This window comes from Caballeronia sp. LP006 (assembly GCF_031450995.1).
Lineage (GTDB): Bacteria > Pseudomonadota > Gammaproteobacteria > Burkholderiales > Burkholderiaceae > Caballeronia.
Window position 1 is genome coordinate 138,127 of the sequence record NZ_JARTVW010000001.1, and the last position, 20,461, is coordinate 158,587.

The 20,461-nt window shown below is 58.5% G+C and carries 9 protein-coding genes and 1 pseudogene; 8 read left to right on the forward strand and 2 right to left on the reverse strand.

All coding sequences use genetic code 11. The features are described from left to right. Positions 1-184 precede the first annotated feature (184 nt). The 4 genes from P9250_RS00635 to P9250_RS00650 all read left to right on the forward strand — a co-directional run bounded on the left by P9250_RS00635 (position 185) and on the right by P9250_RS00650 (position 8,945). Entirely contained in the window at positions 185-1,417 is a 1,233-nt protein-coding gene (locus P9250_RS00635) for a Replication protein O (RefSeq protein WP_310390691.1), read from the forward strand. Positions 1,418-3,418: 2,001 nt separating this feature from the next. After that, positions 3,419-5,422 carry a site-specific integrase gene (locus P9250_RS00640; RefSeq protein ID WP_310390692.1) on the forward strand — a complete coding sequence of 668 codons (2,004 nt, stop codon included), beginning with the start codon at positions 3,419-3,421 and terminating at the stop codon, positions 5,420-5,422. A 931-nt stretch (positions 5,423-6,353) separates the two neighbouring features. Next, positions 6,354-6,812 (forward strand): response regulator, encoded by a 459-nt coding sequence (locus tag P9250_RS00645; protein ID WP_310390693.1) that lies wholly within the window; start codon positions 6,354-6,356, stop codon positions 6,810-6,812. A gap of 264 nt (positions 6,813-7,076) precedes the next feature. Further along, entirely contained in the window at positions 7,077-8,945 is a 1,869-nt protein-coding gene (locus P9250_RS00650) for an ATP-binding protein (RefSeq protein WP_310390694.1), read from the forward strand. Between the two features lie 821 nt (positions 8,946-9,766). Here the strand turns inward: P9250_RS00650 and P9250_RS00655 are convergent. After that, positions 9,767-10,963, reverse strand: a complete 1,197-nt coding sequence (locus P9250_RS00655) for a GAF domain-containing protein (protein WP_310390695.1) — start codon at positions 10,961-10,963, stop codon at positions 9,767-9,769. Positions 10,964-11,175: 212 nt separating this feature from the next. Between P9250_RS00655 and P9250_RS00660 the strand changes: the two genes are divergently transcribed. The 4 genes from P9250_RS00660 (at position 11,176) to P9250_RS00680 (ending at position 19,610) form a co-directional block, all read left to right on the forward strand. Further along, positions 11,176-12,885, forward strand: coding sequence for a methyl-accepting chemotaxis protein (locus P9250_RS00660; protein ID WP_310390696.1), 1,710 nt, complete (start codon positions 11,176-11,178; stop codon positions 12,883-12,885). Between the two features lie 34 nt (positions 12,886-12,919). After that, complete coding sequence (locus P9250_RS00665; protein ID WP_310390697.1) at positions 12,920-14,824, forward strand: EAL domain-containing protein; 1,905 nt, start codon at positions 12,920-12,922, stop codon at positions 14,822-14,824. Next, on the forward strand, positions 14,797-17,271 hold the full coding sequence (locus tag P9250_RS00670) for an EAL domain-containing protein (RefSeq protein ID WP_310390698.1): 2,475 nt from the start codon (positions 14,797-14,799) through the stop codon (positions 17,269-17,271). Before P9250_RS00665 ends, P9250_RS00670 begins: the two co-directional genes overlap by 28 nt. 1,379 nt (positions 17,272-18,650) lie before the next feature. Continuing rightward, the gene (locus tag P9250_RS00680; RefSeq protein ID WP_310390699.1) at positions 18,651-19,610 is read left to right on the forward strand and encodes a chemotaxis protein; all 960 of its coding nucleotides are present in this window, start codon (positions 18,651-18,653) and stop codon (positions 19,608-19,610) included. A gap of 514 nt (positions 19,611-20,124) precedes the next feature. Here P9250_RS00680 and P9250_RS00685 read toward each other — a convergent pair. Then, positions 20,125-20,364: pseudogene (locus P9250_RS00685) on the reverse strand (DDE-type integrase/transposase/recombinase); the annotation flags it as partial. Positions 20,365-20,461 lie beyond the last annotated feature (97 nt).

Consider the following 20,461-nt stretch of genomic DNA (forward strand, 5'->3'; position numbering starts at 1 on the left):
ATGCGCCCTACAAAGACAAAAGCCTTCGGCTGGAACCGAAGGCTTCTGCTAAGGCACTTGACTGGAATCTCGCACCCTACACTCACCGACTGGAATCGGGAGCGGTACACACAAACCCGAGTGTAGCGAAACGCGATGTGCAGTCAAGCGAATTCAATCCATTTTCGTAAATGGACCGCTCGACATGTCTATCGCGCAACGCATCGTTGCTGGCGAGGGTGAAACACACCTTCAAGATTCGGCCGCCCTCACCGCTTTTCGCTGTGACTCGACCAACCTGCCCTGGATCATCTTCCGGGCCGCGTTCCGGGCTGCCCACATCGAACAGATCTCGCCGCGTGCTCGCGCGGTGCTCTCCGCCCTCGCTCGCACCGTTGACGCCGCCAAGCCGTTCGCAGCGATCTATGCGCGCCGTGAGCTCCTAACCGGCCGCGCGCTGCAATCCATGCGGACGTTTTATCGCAGCCTTGATGATCTCGAAACGGCCGGCCTCATCGATCGGCGTCCTCAAGCGAGGTACGTCGAAGCGGGTCTGTTCGGCCGGGCGTACCTGCACCTGACCGAACACGCGGCTGCCCTTCTCGGCCTTATCGTGGACCCCGAACCCGCGCGCGCGCCAGAAAATCCCCTGCCACAGTCGGTCATATCCACCGTACCGACCGAATCCGATTCCTCATTTCCGACACCGTCTGCCAAGGTGGCAGACGGTGGAATATATAAGGATCTAAGCCCTTCTGTATTTCAAAAGAGACAACCGGGGAAACTGCCTGCGGACCTTCAGCGCCTGCGTGCCCTGGGTTTTTTGGATTTTTTGATTTTCAAACTCATGCGGGAAGCGCGTGAGCACGGCAAGCGCCTGTCCGATGTCGTTGAGGCCACCTGGAACCACCTACGACTCGCCAAGGCTCCGATCAACTACCTGCGCGCCCTGCTGCGCAACCCGGTCGATTTCGCGACCATCTTGAGCGCCCGAAACAGCGAGCAGGACGCCGATGCTCAACGCCTCCAGCAGCGCACCCAAGCAGTTTCCCTTGCTCGACAGAACGCCGGCCGCACGTTCATCGACGTCGAGGGTAAACGCCAGTTCGTCATCGGAACCCAAGGCGATGCGATGACGGTTTTCACGCTCACTGAGTCCATCGGCCGCCAAGCAGTCGGCTGGATGCCCTCCTTCGCTGACGCGCTGAAGCGCGGCACAATCCGGCCTGCAACCGCGATGGATCTCGAACGTTTCGCCGACGCACAACGCGCATCGATCGGCGCACAGCAGCATCGGATTAAGACGAATCAGCGGAGCCAGGTGAGCAGGGCGAGCACGGCACAAGTCGCCCCGACGCGTCCTCAGGTGACGACCGCCGTGCGGGATCACATTGCCGGCCTGCGTCAACTTCTGCAACCACGTGGGCTGGTTGCATGATCGAATGTCTGGAGCGTCTGCAGTGGCCGGGTCGAGCGGATCGCCGGGCCCGCTCGACTTCGTTTCCATCGGCAACGAAGCGGCATGGAGCGACGAGTCGCAGACGGTCGAAATAGAGATTTGAAAATGCAACTACCGATCTGACGCGAGACTCCCCTGGACGCTGCCAGTCGCTGACCCGAAAAACTCGGATCCCGCCGATCAGCGTACAAGGAACGGTCGACCGGAGACGCGCCCAGCCTTTACCGTGAAAACTCGTTTTCCGAGGAGAGAAGGACTTCGACGGGTGCCTCAGTCGATCGATTAAAGGTCCAGATCGACTGAAGGTTCAGATCGAACGACGCAGAACGGATACGCTGTCTACTCACGCGCCGCGTTCGTCTTCGCCATGAGCGCCGTGACCGTGACCGTGACCGTCACTGGCGTCCCTCAAGGAGGCGGTTTCGCTGTTTGTCTCGTGCTGCTGGGTCGGCGAACAAACCACGCTCACCGACTCGATCGCTACTTATCAAGCGGCTGTCGTTCCAGGATTTCGGCGATGACGGCAGGGTGGTCCACCCCAGCAATTTCTAGCGCTCGTCGGCGCATTGTCTAAGGTCGGCCAAGAGCCGCGGGAGGCGCTTCTGGTGTCCCTGACGCGGATCATGGACGACTGAGCGATGACGGTTGTAGCCGTCGTCATCGACGGGGACGACTCATCCTGCGGGATGCGACTAAGCCCGACCCATTGTCGTCGTCACCGCGACATCGGCATGCGCTTAGCCTCGGGCGCATGGCGAAATTTCCCGGATCTACCACGCCATTTCGTGCGGCTGATTCGCATCCTCGCCGACGCACGCAACGCGGAGAAACCGCGGACCCAACTGGCGTTCGGACGATCCGCGCCGGCGAGAGCTGCGCGCGTGCCACCTATCGGTTCGACCCGGACTTAGGCGACGAGAAATCAAATGCCGAGCGCCTGAGGTCAGCGGATCGGACGGCGCGGCCGAGGAGGCCGCGGACGCCGCGTCAGGGCTGCACAGCCTGCGGTCAGGCCGCCCGAGCCGGGCGTTTGCGACGCGGGCGGTGAAGTCTTTTGGGGAGGCAACCGGGATCGCGAAGAGTGCCGGCTTAGAAGCAATGTCGAGCAACGCGACCGCTTCGCGTATTGCGCTGGCGCCGAAGCCCAGTCCAGCCCAGCTACGTCGCCGAGCTTGCTTGGCACTACCGCAGTGTCGTGTCAGCTGGTCAGTGAGCACGTGACAACGGTCCACGATCCATTCTTAAAGCGCTATCTGATCGTCAACGGCGCTCACAGAAGAAGAGGGCAGGGCGTGAGCTTCGTCGCCGGCGTCTGCCCGGACGAGCGTGCGTCACGACCGTCCAAACCAACTCAGCCGACACGACGAATGACGCGCTGTGCGCTCGCCTCTCCCGTCGCATGTCGCCCGAATGGGAGAGGGTAGGACGCCGTCAGCCGATTTCGTTCAAGCCTGATAATCGTATAGCATCGGGATGAGCTAAAAACGGGTATACCCGTAGCTATTCTGTTCGCACGATCGTTTCGTGCCAGCCCCGATCATTCCAGTGCAACGGAATCAAAATCCTCGCAAAAGGGCAGACGCTGCCCGACAAAGAGGATTGAGTTCACGACCAAGAAGGCGTTCAACATCGAGGTGGCGTAATGGCCGCGACTCCGATGATCCACACATCCTTCAACCGCAGAAGGGCCGGGCAGCGATTGGGAAGTCGGGCATTGCCAGCCCAAAACAACCCGAACAATCGAATTGCCTTGTCTGCTAATTATTATTAGCAGTGAAGGTTTTAATGGGTAAAATGGGGGTAACGCCATTTACGCCTCGCCGAAAGCCCATTGGCACGGGGCAGAGGCGGGTTTTCGACGAATCGGAGGTTGAGACGTTCCGGCGAAGTGGTGGAGTCCGATCCGCAACGCTACGGACATGAAAGCCAGCGCTTGATGGATGAGGTGAGCACCTGCGGGAGCACGCGCGCGACAGATCGATGGCCAATCAACCCCAACAATTAACGCTGCCCACGCCGCGTACCTACACCCGCACCGACTTCACGGCGCTGCGCGCGTTCGTGCAGCGCGTGCCGGCGGCCACCATCGCGCGGCTTTACTACGATGTCGAACGCGCGCCCCATGCGGCGAGCCCGGAGACCACTGAACGCTACCTGCGCCAGATGCGCGATGACCTGGTAAGCCTGGCGCTCAAACATGGCTCATCGGTGCTCGCCGATCACCTGAAAGCCTCGATCAAGCAGCACGGCAGCGCGCGGCTTACGGCCATGACGCTGCGCATGGTCGAGCAGGCGTCGACCATGGCGGCCGCCTCGCCGGCGTTGGGCCATCCGGTCGAGTTGTGGTTCCGGCCGCTGATTGCACGACGCTTGATCGGCGAGGGGATCACCACGCTGGGCGCCCTGATTGAGTACTGCAATGCCCGTGGCGGCAGCTGGTGGCGATCCGTGCCGCGCATCGGACCGCTGCGCGCGGCGACCCTGGTGGCATGGCTGCATCGCCATGAGCGAAGCCTTGGTGCACGCGTCGCCGACGACGTCGATGCGAGGCCACTTGACGTCACCTTTCGCGCAGCGGGCGAGCCGGTCGCCATCGTGGTGGGCGGCGATCCGGCCGTGCCGCGTCTGGCGCCGTTCGAGCAGCTTGCCGTGCCGGCTGAGTTATCGGGCGGTGATGGACTCCATCGAGGCATCAACCGTGCGGGCAGCTTCGCCTTCATTCGTGCCGAGCACGATCTGGCCGCCGTGCACGCCTACCTGCACCGGTATCGCGATCGTCCGGTGACCCTGCGCGCCTATACGCGGGAGCTCGAACGGCTGATTTTGTGGAGCGTGGTCGTTCAACAAAAGCCGCTGTCCTCACTGCTCGTCGAAGACTGCGAGGCATACAAGGACTTTCTGAAGGCGCCGATCGCGAGCTTTACTGGGCCGAAGCGTCCGCGCACGAGCGGCCGTTGGCGCCCCTTTGCGCCCGATGGACTGTCGGACGACAGTCAGGCCTATGCGGTGCGCGTGATCCGCGCGGTGTTCGCCTGGCTCGTCGAGGTGCGCTATCTCGCCGGCAATCCTTGGAGCGCGGTGCATGAACCGGCGACGGTCATTCGCGAGACAGCGGTGCAGGTTCATCGCGCCTTACCGGCCGATCTTTGGACGCGCGTACGAAGGCTCCTCGACGCCCGTTGCGTGGCCTTGGCATCTTCGACACCGGCGGCGACGGGACAGTCGTCGGAACGTTTAGCCAAGCAGGCGCGGGCGCGTGAGCAGCAAGAAGCAGCGCCTCAATGGCGTGCCGCGCGGGCGGCGATTCTTTTGATGGGTGACTCGGGGCTGCGGCGAGTCGAAGCCGCCCAGGCTAGGCGCGAAGATCTGCGCGCTTCTGACCTCAGAAGCGAAGCACTGATATCTGCTCGGCGCCCATCAGGGAAGGCACCTGCCACAGGTGAAGTGTCTGCGTTGCGTTCTCGAACCGTCTGGACCTTGACGATTGTTGGCAAGCGGCGCAAGCAGCGCACGGTGCCGGTGAGCGGCGCGACGATGGATGCGCTGCGCGCCCATTGGGCGGACCGGGGTCGCGACTTCAATAGTCAGGCGCGCGGGCCGCTGATCGCGCCACTCTGGATTCCGGAAACTAACACGGCACAGAATCGGCATGCCACTGACGACCATGACGTGTCCTACACGCCGGATGCGCTCGGGCGGCTGGTACGCATGGCCGTCCGGCGACTGGTGGTTGAGTTGCGTGCGGATCCCGCGTCGCTAAGCGAGATGAGCACCGAAGACCTGGTGCAGCTCGTCAATACCTCGGCGCATGCGTTTCGCCATACCTTCGGCACGCGCGCCGTCGCGCGGGATATGCCGACGGATGTCGTCCAGTCGATCCTCGGCCACGCATCACTACAGACCACCTCCATCTACGTGAAGGCGGAGAAGCGCCGCATGCTTGAGGCGGCGGCACGCTACTACGCGGATGACGATGCGGAATAATCGAAGAGCAGCACCGTTCATCTCCCATCCTGCATCCATTGACTTGCGAAATACGTATCGGTGTAACCGGCGCCACCCTAGCGCAGCAGCTTCAATTGGAATGCTGGTCCGGCCAAGCCGGCCGGCGGATTCGCTTTACACACTATGAATACACTTTCGCTTTCCGACGCGCTTCGCATGGCGGCAGAAGTGTTACGCGACGTTGCCGCTACTCGCTGCACGCTGTCTGGCTTCGAGACGGATGCCGGTCTTGCCCAGCTGCACGCCGACGCGGCCCACGTTCTCGAAAAGGAGCTAAGAGCACTCCATGCACTGACATCAGGGAAAGCCTAGATCGGTGAAAGGGCACGGTCCGTTCTGGCGGCGACTCGGCCGGAAGCCGTAGAACCCATTAAATATGTCAAGGTCGCGCCTATAAAGTCGTCAATTCGGGACGCATCAGGCCCCGGTTGCCGGACGAGCTTGCTCATCATAAGCTTGCCGACGCGAAATGAAGTCGTCACTTCGCCCGTGAGATGCGGCCATCGACGCAAGGCCGCCGTCGGTGTTTCACAAGGAATGCTCGGCCAACGTATGCCAACTGCATCAGGCAGCACAGGGGGGCGTTCGGCCGCTCGCCCGTGCTAGGACGCAAGCGGCCCATGAACGGCCATTCCGGAGGGTCTTCCAGTTGTCATGGTCGGGATCCGATAGGCGCCTTGCTCAACGAACGCTTTTCGGCGTAACACTATCTCGACCCCGACCAGGAGTCGCCGGTCTAGGTCGACATCTAGCTTGATCAGCCACGCTCTCGTTTCTACCGCTCACTGGCCGTTTTGAGGCAGGCAAATTTCCGAGCGCTGCAGTTTTCTTTTTGGGCGCCCGGTACTGGAGCAAGGGGGATGGACGACTTCCGCCATAATGGATGTTACATAGCACTACGACCATATACATGTCAGCGATAAAACCTCAGGCGTCTTACCCCTATCGTTGGACCGATCGGGCGATTTGCGTCAAACGCAGGCATCCACGGATCTTGATAGTCGATGACAACACCAATGCGGCTGAAGCGCTTGCCGCATATCTCGACGGTGGCCCATTCAAAGTGCTGGCCGTCTACGGCGGTGCGGCTGCGATCGCCGCAGCATGCATCTGGAAACCGGACGCCCTGCTGCTGGACATCTCAATGCCAGTAATAGACGGCTTCTCGGTCGCTCGAGCGCTCCGGCAGAACGCTAAGACTTCGTCGATGGTGATTGTTGCTCTGACAGCGCACGATGACGCCTTCGTAAAGCAACGGGCGTCCGAAGGTGACTTCGATGGCTATTGCCAGAAAGGCCTGATGCTGCAATCGCTTATGGCGCTTTTACACAGCTTCATCGAAAGCGCAAACTGCCTAGGTTTGGGGTAATGGCCTGTCCACCTTATATAGCTGTCGTGCCGCAAAAGGGCTTCAATACCAGGCCCTGTCTGTCCGTGCTAGCCTGCGCGATTGTTTCTGCCTACCTTTACATCCATGGACCTGTCCGTACTATTTGGAAACGACAGCCGCGTCGCGCGGTATTTGCATAGCATCGAATGGAACCGAAGTCCCGTGGGTCCCGTCGAACGATGGGACGTCTGCTTGCAAGCGTCGTTCACTAGCTGTGTGTGGTGTTCGGTTCCCGCGTGCGTCTTGTGGGGCTCGGAACTGGCTGTTATCCCAAATCAGGAGCTATGCGATCTGTTTGATATGAAAGCGGCAGGGACCATCGGTCGACCGCCCGCAGATGTTTGGCCCGGCAGGTGGGATGCGTTGCGACGAACCGTGGCGCAAGCGCTGAAACAGCGTGCCCCCGTCCGCTCCGACGATATTCAGCTTCCGGCCGTGAGCGTTCGTTCAGAGGGCGAACCCCATTTCGCGGTCTCGTGCAGCCCTATTTACGACAGCAAGGGACGCACTCCCGGTGTCTTCTGCATCTTCAACGAAACCACGGAGATAGCTATCGCCAAGAAGCGCGTCGCATGTGAGCAAAGCGCCGTGCGAACGGCGCGACGCATGGATGAGCATCGGCTACAGACCATTATCGATCAATTGCCGGCGGGTGTCGGTCTCACCGACCAGAGCGGCCAGTGGACGCTCAGCAACGAATTGATGAGGCGATACATACCGACGGCTGTTCCATCGACGCTTCCAGAACGAGCTGCATTTTGGCAAGCATGGGACGCTCATGGAGTACCTATCCCTCCGCACGACTGGCCCGGCGCACGAGCGCTACGTGGGGAAACGGTGCTCCCCGGCCAAGAAATGCTTTACACCGGTGTCCCGGGACGGCGTATTTGGATGCGAGTGAGCGCAGCGCCTCTACGCGATGAGGCCAATGACCTGATCGGCACATGTTCGATAGTCCAGGACATTAGTGATTTGAAGGTTGCCGAGGAAGCGCTGAAAGACGCGGATCACCGAAAGGATGAGTTTCTTGCAGTGCTCGCTCACGAACTTCGAAACCCATTGGCGCCGATTCGAAACGGCCTCCATGTTTTAGATCATGCGACCAACGGCGATACGCGCATCCGTGTTCATCGCATGTTCAAGCGCCAGATGTCTCACATCGTCCGTCTTGTAGACGATTTGCTAGAAGTCTCGCGTATTAAAAGTGGCAAGATCGAGCTGCGAAAGGAGGCGCTAAATCTGTCTAAGATTCTGACAAACGCTGTGGAGACGAGTCGGCCTGTCATTGATAAAGGTCAGCACCAGCTTACATTAAGCTTTTCAGCGGAGCCGCTGACTGTGATCGGCGATCCGGTACGGCTCACGCAGATCTTCGCGAATCTGCTGAACAACGCGTCAAAATACTCTAATGTGGGCGGCCATATCCAGGTTACGGCCATGCGCGATGACACGGATGCTGTTGTGTCCGTGCGTGATGATGGTATCGGGATATCCGAAGCGATGCTGCCAATAGTCTTCGACATGTTTAGTCAGGCGGAAAACTCCCGTCAACATGCGCAAGGGGGTTTGGGCATCGGATTGACACTTGTTCAAAGCCTTGTCCGGTTGCATGGTGGTTCTGTCTGTGCACGCAGCGATGGTCTGAATCAAGGCAGTGAATTCACAATCCGTCTACCGCTCCTAACCACCGCCACCGTCATGCTGAATCCAAAACCCGAAGATGAGCCATTTCGGCAGAAGTCCCTTGCGGGTAGGAGGATTCTCATCGTTGACGACAATGTTGACGCGGCAGACAGCCTTGCCATGCTTTTAGAGATATTGGGTGCCGAGACACGCACTGCGCACGGTGGACTCGCTGCGCTAGACATGCTGAAGAGGATACAAGCTGATACCGTTCTTTTGGACGTCGGCATGCCCGATATAGATGGTTACGAACTTGCACGACGCATCCGTGCGATCGACGCTTTAGCTGGCTCAACATTAATAGCCATCACTGGCTGGGGCCAGGAGGAAGACAAGCGAAAGTCACACGAGGCTGGGATTGATCGCCACCTTGTCAAACCGGTTGATATTGTCCTGCTTCTGGAGGCGCTGACAGCTCCAACAGACTGACAGCAGGAATGAGCATCGGTTTGCTTCGAATTTCGATTCACGCTGCATTCGCTCAATGTTCTCCATCCGACGGGTAGGGTAGCAGCCATCTTGATAGGCCAATGAATGCTGCAAAGCGGCACGTCATCGAGTGGCTGTTTGGGGTGACTCTACGAGATCTGCAACGGCCGCTAAGCGGCACTCAAGTCTGCAGCGTCCCCGGTCAACACGAGTGACCGATTTGGAGAGTTTTGTATGGCTGAAGTGGGTCGCTTTCACCGATTGGGAAACGAGGGAACTGTTGCCGGGTGACGTCGCGAGAAAGGAGTGCGGTGGTGGAGGGCGGTGATTGTCCCTCATGATGGACTGGGCAGCCGGCATTAGGCCCAAGGCAAGTTGGCACGCCAGGTTTCCAAGCTGGACATTCGTCGGATAGACTCAAATAAAGGTTTTCACTGATACCCTCGACGACGACTGCAGTTAATCGCGGCGAGCAGAGGGCAATTGATTTACCGCGTCCAAAGCTATCTTGACAGCGAGTGTCCGCCGCTATGTGAACAGATGCCTACGAACGCCTGAACCGCTTCGGCGATGATCGGCGAAGTCTCGCCGCTGTCGAGTGGCAGCACGAATGTAGTGACGACCGTTTCACCCATGCTCAGACAACCCGGCTGGCTCACGCGGTGAGACGCTGAACGACGCGCTTCGTGCGGATAACTAACGGAAAATCGCTGATTACCATTTTGTCGAAGCTGACGAATCGATTTACTTACCCGCAGCGGCAGGGGCAACTTTCAAGCGCGACGACCGAGAACTCGATGCGTAGCCCTACGCCGCAAAGCTCAGCCCTTCGCTTTTCTAAGCTGCCGATTGCGTGTCTGCAGATTGATCTTGTCCGATACAAGCGCAGCAAGTGTGCGCAGCATCGCCATTTGCGGTGCTTTAAATGCCCGTGGCGCGCGATCAATTACGCACAGCGCGCCAAGCGCGTACCCCTCATAGTCGATGATCGACGCTCCGGCGTAAAACCTTATGCCCATATCGCCGGTGACAAGTGGATTGGCGCGGAACCGTACATCTTCGGCCGCATCCTCGACAATCAATCCGTCCGGTTGCGCGATGGTGTAATTACAAAACGCGTAGTCTCTGGGTGTCTCCTGAGTCGCCAAGCCGTAGCGGGCCTTGAACCATTGTTCCTTGGCGGTGAGCAACGTAATCAATGCAATCGGCACCTTCGCGACGTTTGCCGCCAACGCAACGATCTCGTCGAATTCTTCCTGCTGCGGACTGTTGACCAGATTTGTGCGGGCAACCGCCTGCAAGCGCGCCAACTCCCGTGCGGCCGCAATATCGGCGACGGCTTCCAGATACGGCGCGATTGCAGCGCGCAATTGTTCCGGTGCAGCGCGCTTGCTCACGAGACGCATGCGCGTATCGCCGAGATCGAAGCGCAACTCTTCCGCATTTAAATCGGACAGTACGACGATGTTCGAATGCGCAAGTCTCGGCGATGCAAGGAGCCGCTTGAGCAAGGCGATCCGCTCCCAATCGAGCCGATCGATCTCCATCACGACCGATGCCGGCATTTGATGCCCCGCCTCGATCAAACCCAGCAGCGCGTCATTCGCTACGCTGACCTGAACGGCGGGCACGCTGGCCAAGCTTTCGCTGCATCGCCTGCCTGCGCCTTCGCTGGCGATGATCAGGACGGTATAGGCGGTTTGAACCGGCGCGACCAGCCGCCGCTCGCGAAGCGCGAATACGGCGCTTCGCCGGACGCGGCGGTGCCCGCCCGGCGTTTTCCACGAGTCGATCGCACCTTCTTCCACCCAGGTTTGAACCGTGCGAATCGATACGCCGAGTATTTCGGCTGCCTCGCGCGTAGTTAGGATCGGATCGCTTTCCATGTCTATGACGTTACTCAAAGCTCTTGCCGCCGAAGATAACGAAAGCTCTGCAAACATGCAACCGTATGCTGGAAGGGAAAATCTGGCAAAAATGAAACGTCGCTCGGTGCCATGCGCGTCGACCGTCTGCATGTTCGCATGCGTAGTTTAAGCGGTAAGTTAAGCCGACGTGAGTGATCGACCGTACGCTTCCCGCGGTGACTTTACCGGCAAACGTTAAAAATTTGGAAAAAACTTAAGTTCGCCGGAGTGCTGCCGTAAGGGGAGTCATGGCGCGTATTAGGATCGTCCGGCATGGGCCGAGTCTTCAACGCGACAACGACAACGACGAAACGGACCACGACATGAGAGCTTTACGAAATATAAGAATTGGGGCGAAGCTGGGCATCGGCTTCGGATTGACGCTGTTGGCGCTTTGCTTGATTAGTGGACTGGCCCTTTTTCAGGTCTCGCAGGTCTACAAGGGAACGGCGGAACTCGCAAACGACTGGCTGCCGAGCGTGCTCACGCTTGGGGATATCCGCTCCGGAACGAATGCGGTAAGACGCGGCTCGATGGGCGCGCTGCTGGCGACCAATGCACAGGAAAAGGCAGCGCAAGTGCAGAAGCGTCGTGAAGGTCTGGCGACGCTCGATCGCGCGATGACGGCCTATCAGCCCTTGATCTCCAACGCAGAAGAGAAGCAACTCTTCGACGACTTCAACACGGCTTGGGCTGCATACCTCGTCGCGGACAACAAGATCAATGCGTTGAACGATGCCGGCGATGACCACTTCACTGCCGCGCGTGAAGCTGCCGCGAATGAATCGGCACCTTTGTTTGTGGCGGTATCGACATTGATCGATCGTGATATCGCGCTCAATACCAAGGGGGCGCGCGAATCGGCCGAAACGGCTGCAGCAGACTATCACCGCACGCTGATCGTCACTTCAGTCCTTGCCTCGTTTGCCATTGCGCTCAGCATCGCGATCGGATTCTCGATCACGCGTTCGATCTTGGTGCCAATCCGCCGTTCGCTCGAAGTCGCCGAGACGGTCGCTCAAGGTGATTTGACGTCGCATATCGTCGATGACAGCAAGGACGAAACGGGTCAACTGCTTCAAGCACTGCGCAACATGAACGAACGGCTCGTCGATATCGTCGGCCGTGTCCGGAATGGTAGCGAGAACATTGCGACGGCTTCCGCCGAGATCGCGTCGGGCAACACCGATTTGAGTCAGCGCACGGAAGAGCAAGCGGCATCGCTTCAGGAAACGGCTGCGAGTATGGAGCAACTGACATCGACCGTGAAGCAGAACACGGAAAACGCGCAGCAAGGCAACACACTTGCAGCGAACGCGTCCGAGGTAGCGGCGCGCGGCGGTGCGGTCGTGAGCCGTGTCGTCGATACGATGAAGGACATCAGCACGAGCTCCGCGAAGGTGGCGGAGATCATCGCGGTGATTGAGGGAATCGCGTTTCAGACCAATATTCTTGCGCTGAATGCTGCCGTGGAAGCGGCGAGAGCGGGTGAGGAAGGGCGCGGCTTTGCCGTCGTCGCCGGCGAAGTGCGCACGCTTGCGCAGCGAAGCGCTGCGGCCGCGAAGGAGATTAAGGACCTGATTGGCGAATCGGTCGCCAAGGTCAGCGTGGGAGCGGAACTTGTCGAAGAAGCGGGACGGACGATGAGCGAAGTCGTGCAGTCGGTGAAGCGCGTCGCCGATCTGATGGGCGAGATTTCGGCCGCGTCATCCGAACAGCATACGGGCATCGAGCAGGTCAATGTCGCTGTATCGCAGATGGATGAAGTGACGCAACAGAATGCCGCGCTGGTCGAACAGGCGAGCGCCGCGGCGCAGTCGATGGCGCAACAATCCGGTGCGCTTCGCGATCTGGTTTCCGTGTTCCGTCTGAGTGGCAGTCCGCAAAGGGACGTGGGCATTCGAGTCGAGACAAATCGAAAGCTGGAGCCAAAACGAACGCAACGTGCGGAACGCGCGAACGCCGCGCCTCGCGCTACCGCAACACCGGCTCGTGTGACGGGACCTGCGTCGGGCGAATGGCAGACCTTTTAATCGACAGAAATTCGTCTCCTGACGGACGTCGCACATGAATGCTCGTAGATCGGATTATGCACGTGGGCGCGGCTTTGCAAGACGCGCTTATGTGTTGCGGACTGTAGGACTCACCCTTGGGCTGGTTTTCGTCCAGATGATCCTTTGGCGCGAGCATTCGTCGTATGCGGTGAAGGCCTATATTGCGGTGTATTGCGTCGTCTGGCCACACATCGCATACCTGTTGGCGCGCCGGTCGCGCACGCCGGCAAATGCGGAAAGAATCAACATGTATGTGGACGATTTCGTGAGCGGAACGTCCGTTGCAGCAATGAGTTTCACGTGGCTTCCCAGCACCCTTGTCCTGCTCATGTTCATGATGAACAATGTAGCAGCAGGGGGTTGGCGCCAGTTGGCCAAGGGGTTCCTGTCGTGCGCCTTGGGGACGTTGATCGGAGCAGCCGCTTTTGGCGGGCGGATGGAGCCAGAGTGGATTCCCGATGCACCGACGTTGTTGGCCTGTTTGCCCATGCTCGTGGTGTATCCCTTGGCGCTCGGGTTGGCGAGTTATCGCACCGCATTGAAGCTCGCGGAGCGATCGAAAGCATTGAGAAGCCTGAGCGAGCATGATCCCCTGACCGGTTTGCTGAACCGGGGCACGTTAAGTTCCCAACTGGGTCTTCTGCTCGATTCCCAACGCGGCAAGCGTCAATTGCTCAACGTGCTCTTTATCGATCTCGACGATTTCAAAATCGTCAACGACTCGCTCGGGCATCGCGTCGGCGATCAGCTTTTGACGATTGTTGCGTCGAGACTGCGGGACGCAACGGACGATGCCACCGAAGACATCGCCCGGTATGGCGGCGACGAGTTCGTTATCGTGTCCATCCGCTCGCCTGTGGAAGCCGTCAGGGGTCTGGCGGGCAAGGTCATCGAGGTGATCAATCAGCCGGTCACCCTCGCGGGGCAGGTGATACAAGTGCGTGCGAGCATCGGCATCAGCACGTTCCCGGATCACGGCAATGATCCTCAGGCGCTGCTGAGTCGCGCTGATGTCGCCATGTACGCCGCAAAGGCGGGCGGGCGCAATCGCATCGTACAATTTAACGAGCAGTTGCATCTTGCCGCTGCCCGACGCCTCAATCTCACCGCACGCCTGCAGGCGGCCCGATCGATCAACGCGTTCGAGTTGCTGTATCAACCGCAAGTCGATATGGGTTCGGGGCATATCATCGGCGCAGAGGCTTTGATACGGTGGAACGATCCGTTGCTCGGCAGCATTTCCCCGACGACTTTCATCCCTATCGCTGAGTCCGACGGGCAGATTCATGCGATCGGCGAATGGGTGCTGGCCGAAGCGCTTGAACAGGGACGAAGATGGCTCGATGCGGGATTGCCGCCCATGCGCATCGGCGTGAATGTCTCTCCTGTTCAGCTCGAAGAGCCGCGCTTTCTAGAACGAGTTCAGCGCTCACTGACCTTGCACAGGTTCCCGCCACAATGGCTGGAACTCGAACTGACTGAAGGCGCGTTGATACGCGATATCGATACAGTCGAGCAGACGCTCGAAAGGCTAAACGAAGTCGGGGTATCGATCGCGATCGACGACTTCGGGACGGGGTATTCGAGTCTCGCTTCGTTGCAGCGCTTCGACATCGACCGAATCAAGATCGATCAGAAGTTCGTTCAGGCAATCGGTGTGGCGCCGCGCGGCGAGGCGATCATCAAGGCGGTGATCACACTGGCGGACGCACTTGGGTTTCAGATCGTTGCAGAAGGGGTCGAGACCGTCGAACAGCGCGACTTTCTAACGGAGAGTGGTTGTGTGATCGGACAGGGGTTCCTGTTTGACAAACCCCTGACGGCCGATGCGATGGACGCACGGTTGCGACAGCGCCTTCTGCCTCACGATACCAGTAATAAGGATAATGGATGCATAACCATTTGCGACACTCCCTAGTCGCACAAATCCTCGACTGCATCGTCGATGCGCACGATCGCCACACGATGCTTCTCGCCGCCCTCGTGTGCGCCGTCGGCATTTATGCGTCGATCGCGATTGCACGTCACGCCGCGCGATCGAGCGGCGCGGTGCGCATCCGGTGGGGTTCGACGAGCGTGCTGTCGAGCGGCTGCACAGCGTGGGCGACGCACTTTATCGTCTTGCTTGCCTATCAGCCTAATATGCGGGTGGCGTTCGAACCTGTTCTCACGGCGATCTCGCTGACATGCGCGGTCGTAGGTATCGGCGGGGGCGTAGTCGTGTCTCTCAGCAGCCGTCGCGGTCCAAGGCAATTCGCAGCAGGAGTCATTATTGGCGTGGGCGTCGCGGCGTTGCATTATGTAGGACAAAGCGCGTATCTGGTGCAAGGAACGATCAGATGGGATCTTACTCTGGTCATTCCATCGATCATTGTGAGCCTGCCGATCTTCGGGTTCTCGATGATGGCGATCGCAAGCCGCAATAGGACATGGCAAACATGTGCCGCGCCGTTGATGCTTTTGGGCATCGCCATATTGCACTTTTGCGGCATGGCGGCGATGACCTTGCAACAAGACCCCAGCATCGAGTTTCCGTCGGATGCCGTTGCGCCGCAGACGATCACACCAATCGTTGCAGGGATTTCTTTGGCGTTGATCGCGCTTGCCTTTCTGGGCTGGCGCTTCGATCTTGCAGCTACAGCCAGAATCCGTCAAGACAGGAAGAGGTTGCGTGATCTCGCGGATGTTGCGCTTGAAGGGCTGTTAATTACGCAGAACAACATAATCATCGCGGCAAACCGGAGCATAGAGCGCCTGTCAGGTTTGAAGCAGGACGATCTGACGGGAAGCGAAGTCAGCCGGCTTCTGCCGGCGCTCGAACTCACCACGCTTTTAGAGAATGAAGAGCGCGAAGCGAATCTCATTGGCGTAGACGGGATCATCGTTCCAGTGCGCGTGCTGCGCTCCACGGTTCCACTTGGGCACAGTGTACAGACGGTCATCGCAGTGCGCGATCAGCGCGAAAGGCTGCGCACCGAAGAAAAGATGCGCCGACTCGCGTTTGCCGATCCGCTGACGGGCTTGCCCAACCGCACAAAGTTCACCGAGTTGCTGGAGCGGCATACGTGCACCGAACGACGCACCGACCAGGGCCTCGCAATACTGCTCATCGACCTAGATAGCTTCAAGATAGTGAACGATACCCTCGGTCATGCGGTAGGGGACGCCGTGCTGCAAGACGTCTCCATTCGACTTTCGACGCTCGTCAAAGACAGAGGTATCGTCGCGCGGCTCGGGGGCGATGAATTCGTCGTGATGCTTACCGGCGACGTCAGCGATGTATCCGCGTTTGATATTGCGAGCAAGGTCGTCGAGCAACTTGGTGCGCGGCCGTTTGATATCGATGGTAGAACAATTCATATCGGTGCAAGCGTCGGGCTTGCGTTGTTCCCCGAAGACGGCGGCGACCCCTCGTCGCTGCTGCGCAATGCCGATCTCGCAATGTATCTCGCGAAGAGCGAAGGCAAGGGGACGGTTCGGCGTTTTGAGAAGATCCTGCATGAGCGGCTTCAAGAACGGCAGAGCCTTGAAGCGGGTCTTCGCATAGCATTGTCGAGTGGTCAACTCGAAGTTCATTATCAACCGCTCGTCGATGCGGCATCAGGCCGTATTACGTCAGCCGAAGCCTTGGTGCGCTGGCGGCATCCATCGCTTGGACTTATCGCCCCCGCCACCTTTATTAGTCTTGCGGAGGAGACGGGGCTGATCGTGCCGCTCGGGACTTTTGTGTTAAAGACTGCGTGTGCCGAGGCTGCAACCTGGCCGCCTGAGATTGGCTTGGCGGTCAATCTGTCGCCTGCGCAATTTCACGACAAGTCGATTGCGTCGATCGTGGCATCGGCTATCGAGGATGCACATCTTCTTCCGCAGCGACTCGAAGTGGAGGTGACGGAAGGCGTGCTGCTTGCCGATACGGGCGCGACGCTCGAAACGCTCAACCGCCTGCGCAGCATGGGTGTTCGCGTTTCAATGGATGACTTCGGAACCGGTTACTCGTCCCTCAGCTATTTGCGCAGATTTCCTTTCGATCGATTGAAGATCGACCGGTCGTTCGTACGCGGCATTCCGTCCGATGCGGAGAGCGTCGCGATCGCTCGAGCCATCATTACGATGAGCACGTGTCTTGGTTTGCTGGTGACTGTGGAAGGTGTCGAAACCGCTGAACAGTATGCCTTTGCGGTCTCAGAAGGTTGTACGAGTATTCAAGGCTATTACATCAGTCGGCCAATGCGGGCGGAGGCGTTCGCCGCGTTTTTGATTGCCTGGAATAATCAGGCACCGCCGAATCCATCGACGGGCAGAAAGATCGCTGAAAAGAGCATAGTGCTGCATCATAGCGACCTAAGGTCTGTTTTGAATTGGTAGACCTATGCAGCAGTCCCTGCAAGCTATATGTAAATAGTCGCGAAACATGGAGAAACACTTTGTGAGGACGGTACCACGCGGACGACGCGTCGTGAGATTCCACTACTTCGCGGGGAGTGGCATCCGGAAGTCTGCGCTGCACGTATCATCCGGTCGACCCGGCGCGACGGTCTGTCCACTCCGCCTCTAGCTTGATGCGTAGAGCGGATTGTTTGCGACGGCCGGTCGTGCGGCGTGCTAGTTTGATGCCATGCCGCATTACTTCTGCAACCGAGAACGATAATGGAAATCCGCTACCGGCTTCATCGACTACTCATCACTGAACAACCAGCTGCTGACGGCAACCGCTGCCCTGTGCTTCTTCGGATAATCAGCGCTGACGGGTATCACTTGCCCACGCTCTCTCTCGTTACCGAACCGGGTATCGATCGGGTATATCGCTCGGCTTTCGAGCGAGGGTTGAGCATGGTAGATGATGCTTGCGACAGTCGATTGACGAATCCACTGGACGAAGTTCAACCGCGCTATTAACTGCGCCGCTCAGCAATCAGTTGATCTTTAGCCAATCGGCGCCCGTTCACAGCCGCCATGGCAGGTGTTGCACAGGCAGCAGTCAGTGCAAGAGCTCAATCTACGGTTCCCGGCGAGCCGCGCAACCGCACATAAGGTTCGAAGCCACCAGACGACCGTGCGTACCCTCCGGACTTCTTTTTTCCCATTAGCGTTATCAACGAACATGAGTAGCAGAATTGGACGTCAACAGCTACTGCAGACTAGTCAAGCTGCTCGCGCAGGAGAGCTGTGCGAACAATCCCCTCGGCGCGAAGCGGCGGCTCAGAAAGGTTACGAAAGGGCGTGCACAGAGAAGCGCTCGATCGATGTTTGGGTACGAACGTCGGCAAGCGGCGAGAAGCGGCCGGCCACGGGGCATCAAGGTTGCCGCCAAGGAACAAGCGTTGACAATCGAGAAAAGATTAAATGACTTACAGCGCAGTCCGCACGAACTGGCAAACTGAGACGTAACCGGTTTTGAGGCGGCTGGACGGCGGCATTACGGAGCAGATGTTGAGCTCCGAAGAAACGAATGCAACGCCGACTCCTGCCGCGACCGATGCCAGGACAGATTGCACGTCATCGGCCCGTTGCGTGATGCTCGGTGTAAATCCATGCTCGCTGCATCATGCGTCGACTTGCGCAGCTATTCCAGGTCCGCGCGCGCGGCGCAAGGCCAGGAGATCACAGTAGCGGTTGTAGACGAGCACCAGACCGTAAACATTACCTCTCAACCTGTCCAAACCGACAACGCGACTACTGCTTTCTACAGAAACATCGTGACGAAGCCGTTAGCCATGTATGGTAACCGTCGATGGTGGAAACAGATGAACAATGATCAGCATGATATTGAACAAAGAGTCCGTTTAGCGGGCAGCAACATGTTCGAGTTGCTGCTTTTTCGACTCGGCGCAACGCCTGGTACCGGCGCTCGCGAGCTCTATGGCATTAACGTTTTTAAGGTTCGGGAGATCGTGACAATGCCGACGCTCACGGAACTGGCGGGCTCGTCCAACAAAATTCTCGGCGTGGCGGACGTACGCGGCGAAATCATCCCGGTCATCGACCTCGCACGCGTCACGGGATGTACCCCACGCGAGGGAAGCCGTATTCTCTTGGTGACGGAGTTCGCTCGCACGACGCAGGGCTTCGCCGTCGAAGAGGTTGACGATATCGTGCGCCTCGAGTGGAATCGAGTGCTTTCGGCAGAGGGTCACTCCAGCGGTAAAGCAGTGACGAGCATCGCGCGCCTGGATGCCCACGCGGGCGGTCGGCTTGCGCAGGTCCTCGATGTCGAGCAAATTCTTCGCGACGCGCTGCCTGCAAGCGAACCGGAGATCAATGAGCAGAACACTGGACGCTTGACGCTGCCGCCGGGCGCACGAGTACTTGCCGCAGACGACTCCGGCGTTGCACGCGCCCTTATCGAAGAGAGCCTGAAGTCAATGGGGGTACCGTTCATTATGGCCAAGACGGGCCAAGAAGCGTGGGAACTGCTGGAGAAGGCAGGCGCAAAAGCGGCGAAGGAGGGTAGGAAGGTCACGGATGACATTGCATTAGTGCTTACCGACCTTGAAATGCCGGAAATGGACGGCTTCACGCTTACCCGCAAAATTAAAGCCGCCGCTGCGTTGCAGATGATCCCCGTGGTCATTCACTCTTCATTGTCGGGATCCGCGAATGAACAGCACGTGCGAAAGGTAGGTGCAAACGCTTATGTATCAAAGTTTGTTGCGGCCGAACTTGCTGACGTAATGCGTCAGGCAATGTTACGGACAGCCGCGTGAACCACTCGCTCGACATCGCTTCGACGCCAACACTCTCGATCGCTAAAGATGCAGGCGGCAAATGGCAAGGTGGCCGACGGCCGAAAATTCATGTTGTCGGTCGTTGATCAAGTTGATTAAGTGATTCTCTTGTCCGTCGTTTCGATCGGGCAGCTGCATGCGTTCGCGAATGCTGAAGAGGGCAAAGAATTCGTTGACCTCAAAGCAGCGTACAAAACGCTTGCGCCGTCGGCTCACGATCTAATGCGGTACGAACTGCATTCGTTGCTCGGCTGACTGGTTGCAGCGAACCGTCGCAATTCAACTATTCACCTCGATGATCCAAACTGATAGACCTGTTCGGAGGTGGCGAATCAGCGCTCTCCGGCGAAGTATGCAGCGTTAAACTATGCAATGCATCTGAGCACTCGCTTAAGCATCCTCGTTACCTTTGCAACGCCCTGTGCACGACCGTGGACGGCTTTGTCGCGGACAGAGCGAGATCGCGAATTGACTACAGTATCAGTAGGATTGCTTATGTTGCCAGTGAGTAAAACTGCTGGGCATGAGAGCATCCGACGCCCCGTGCTTGCATTTGACCTTTGGCGATCATGTGCATGAGCTCAATGCCGCTCAGCAGTATCCAGGCACAACGGAACTTCTTGAAGCCAGGCATAGGCCGCGTGCGTCGCTTGACTGCCCGATGATCTTGCTCGATAACATTGTTCAGATACTTCTTCTGGCGAATCTTGATCGGTCTCGTACCAAGGCCGGATTCCGAGCCGTCATCAAGCGTCCAATCGTTCGTAGTGCTGGGGTCACATGATAGCCGACGTGACGCTTATTGCGACAAGCCGTTTCTCGGCCACCAC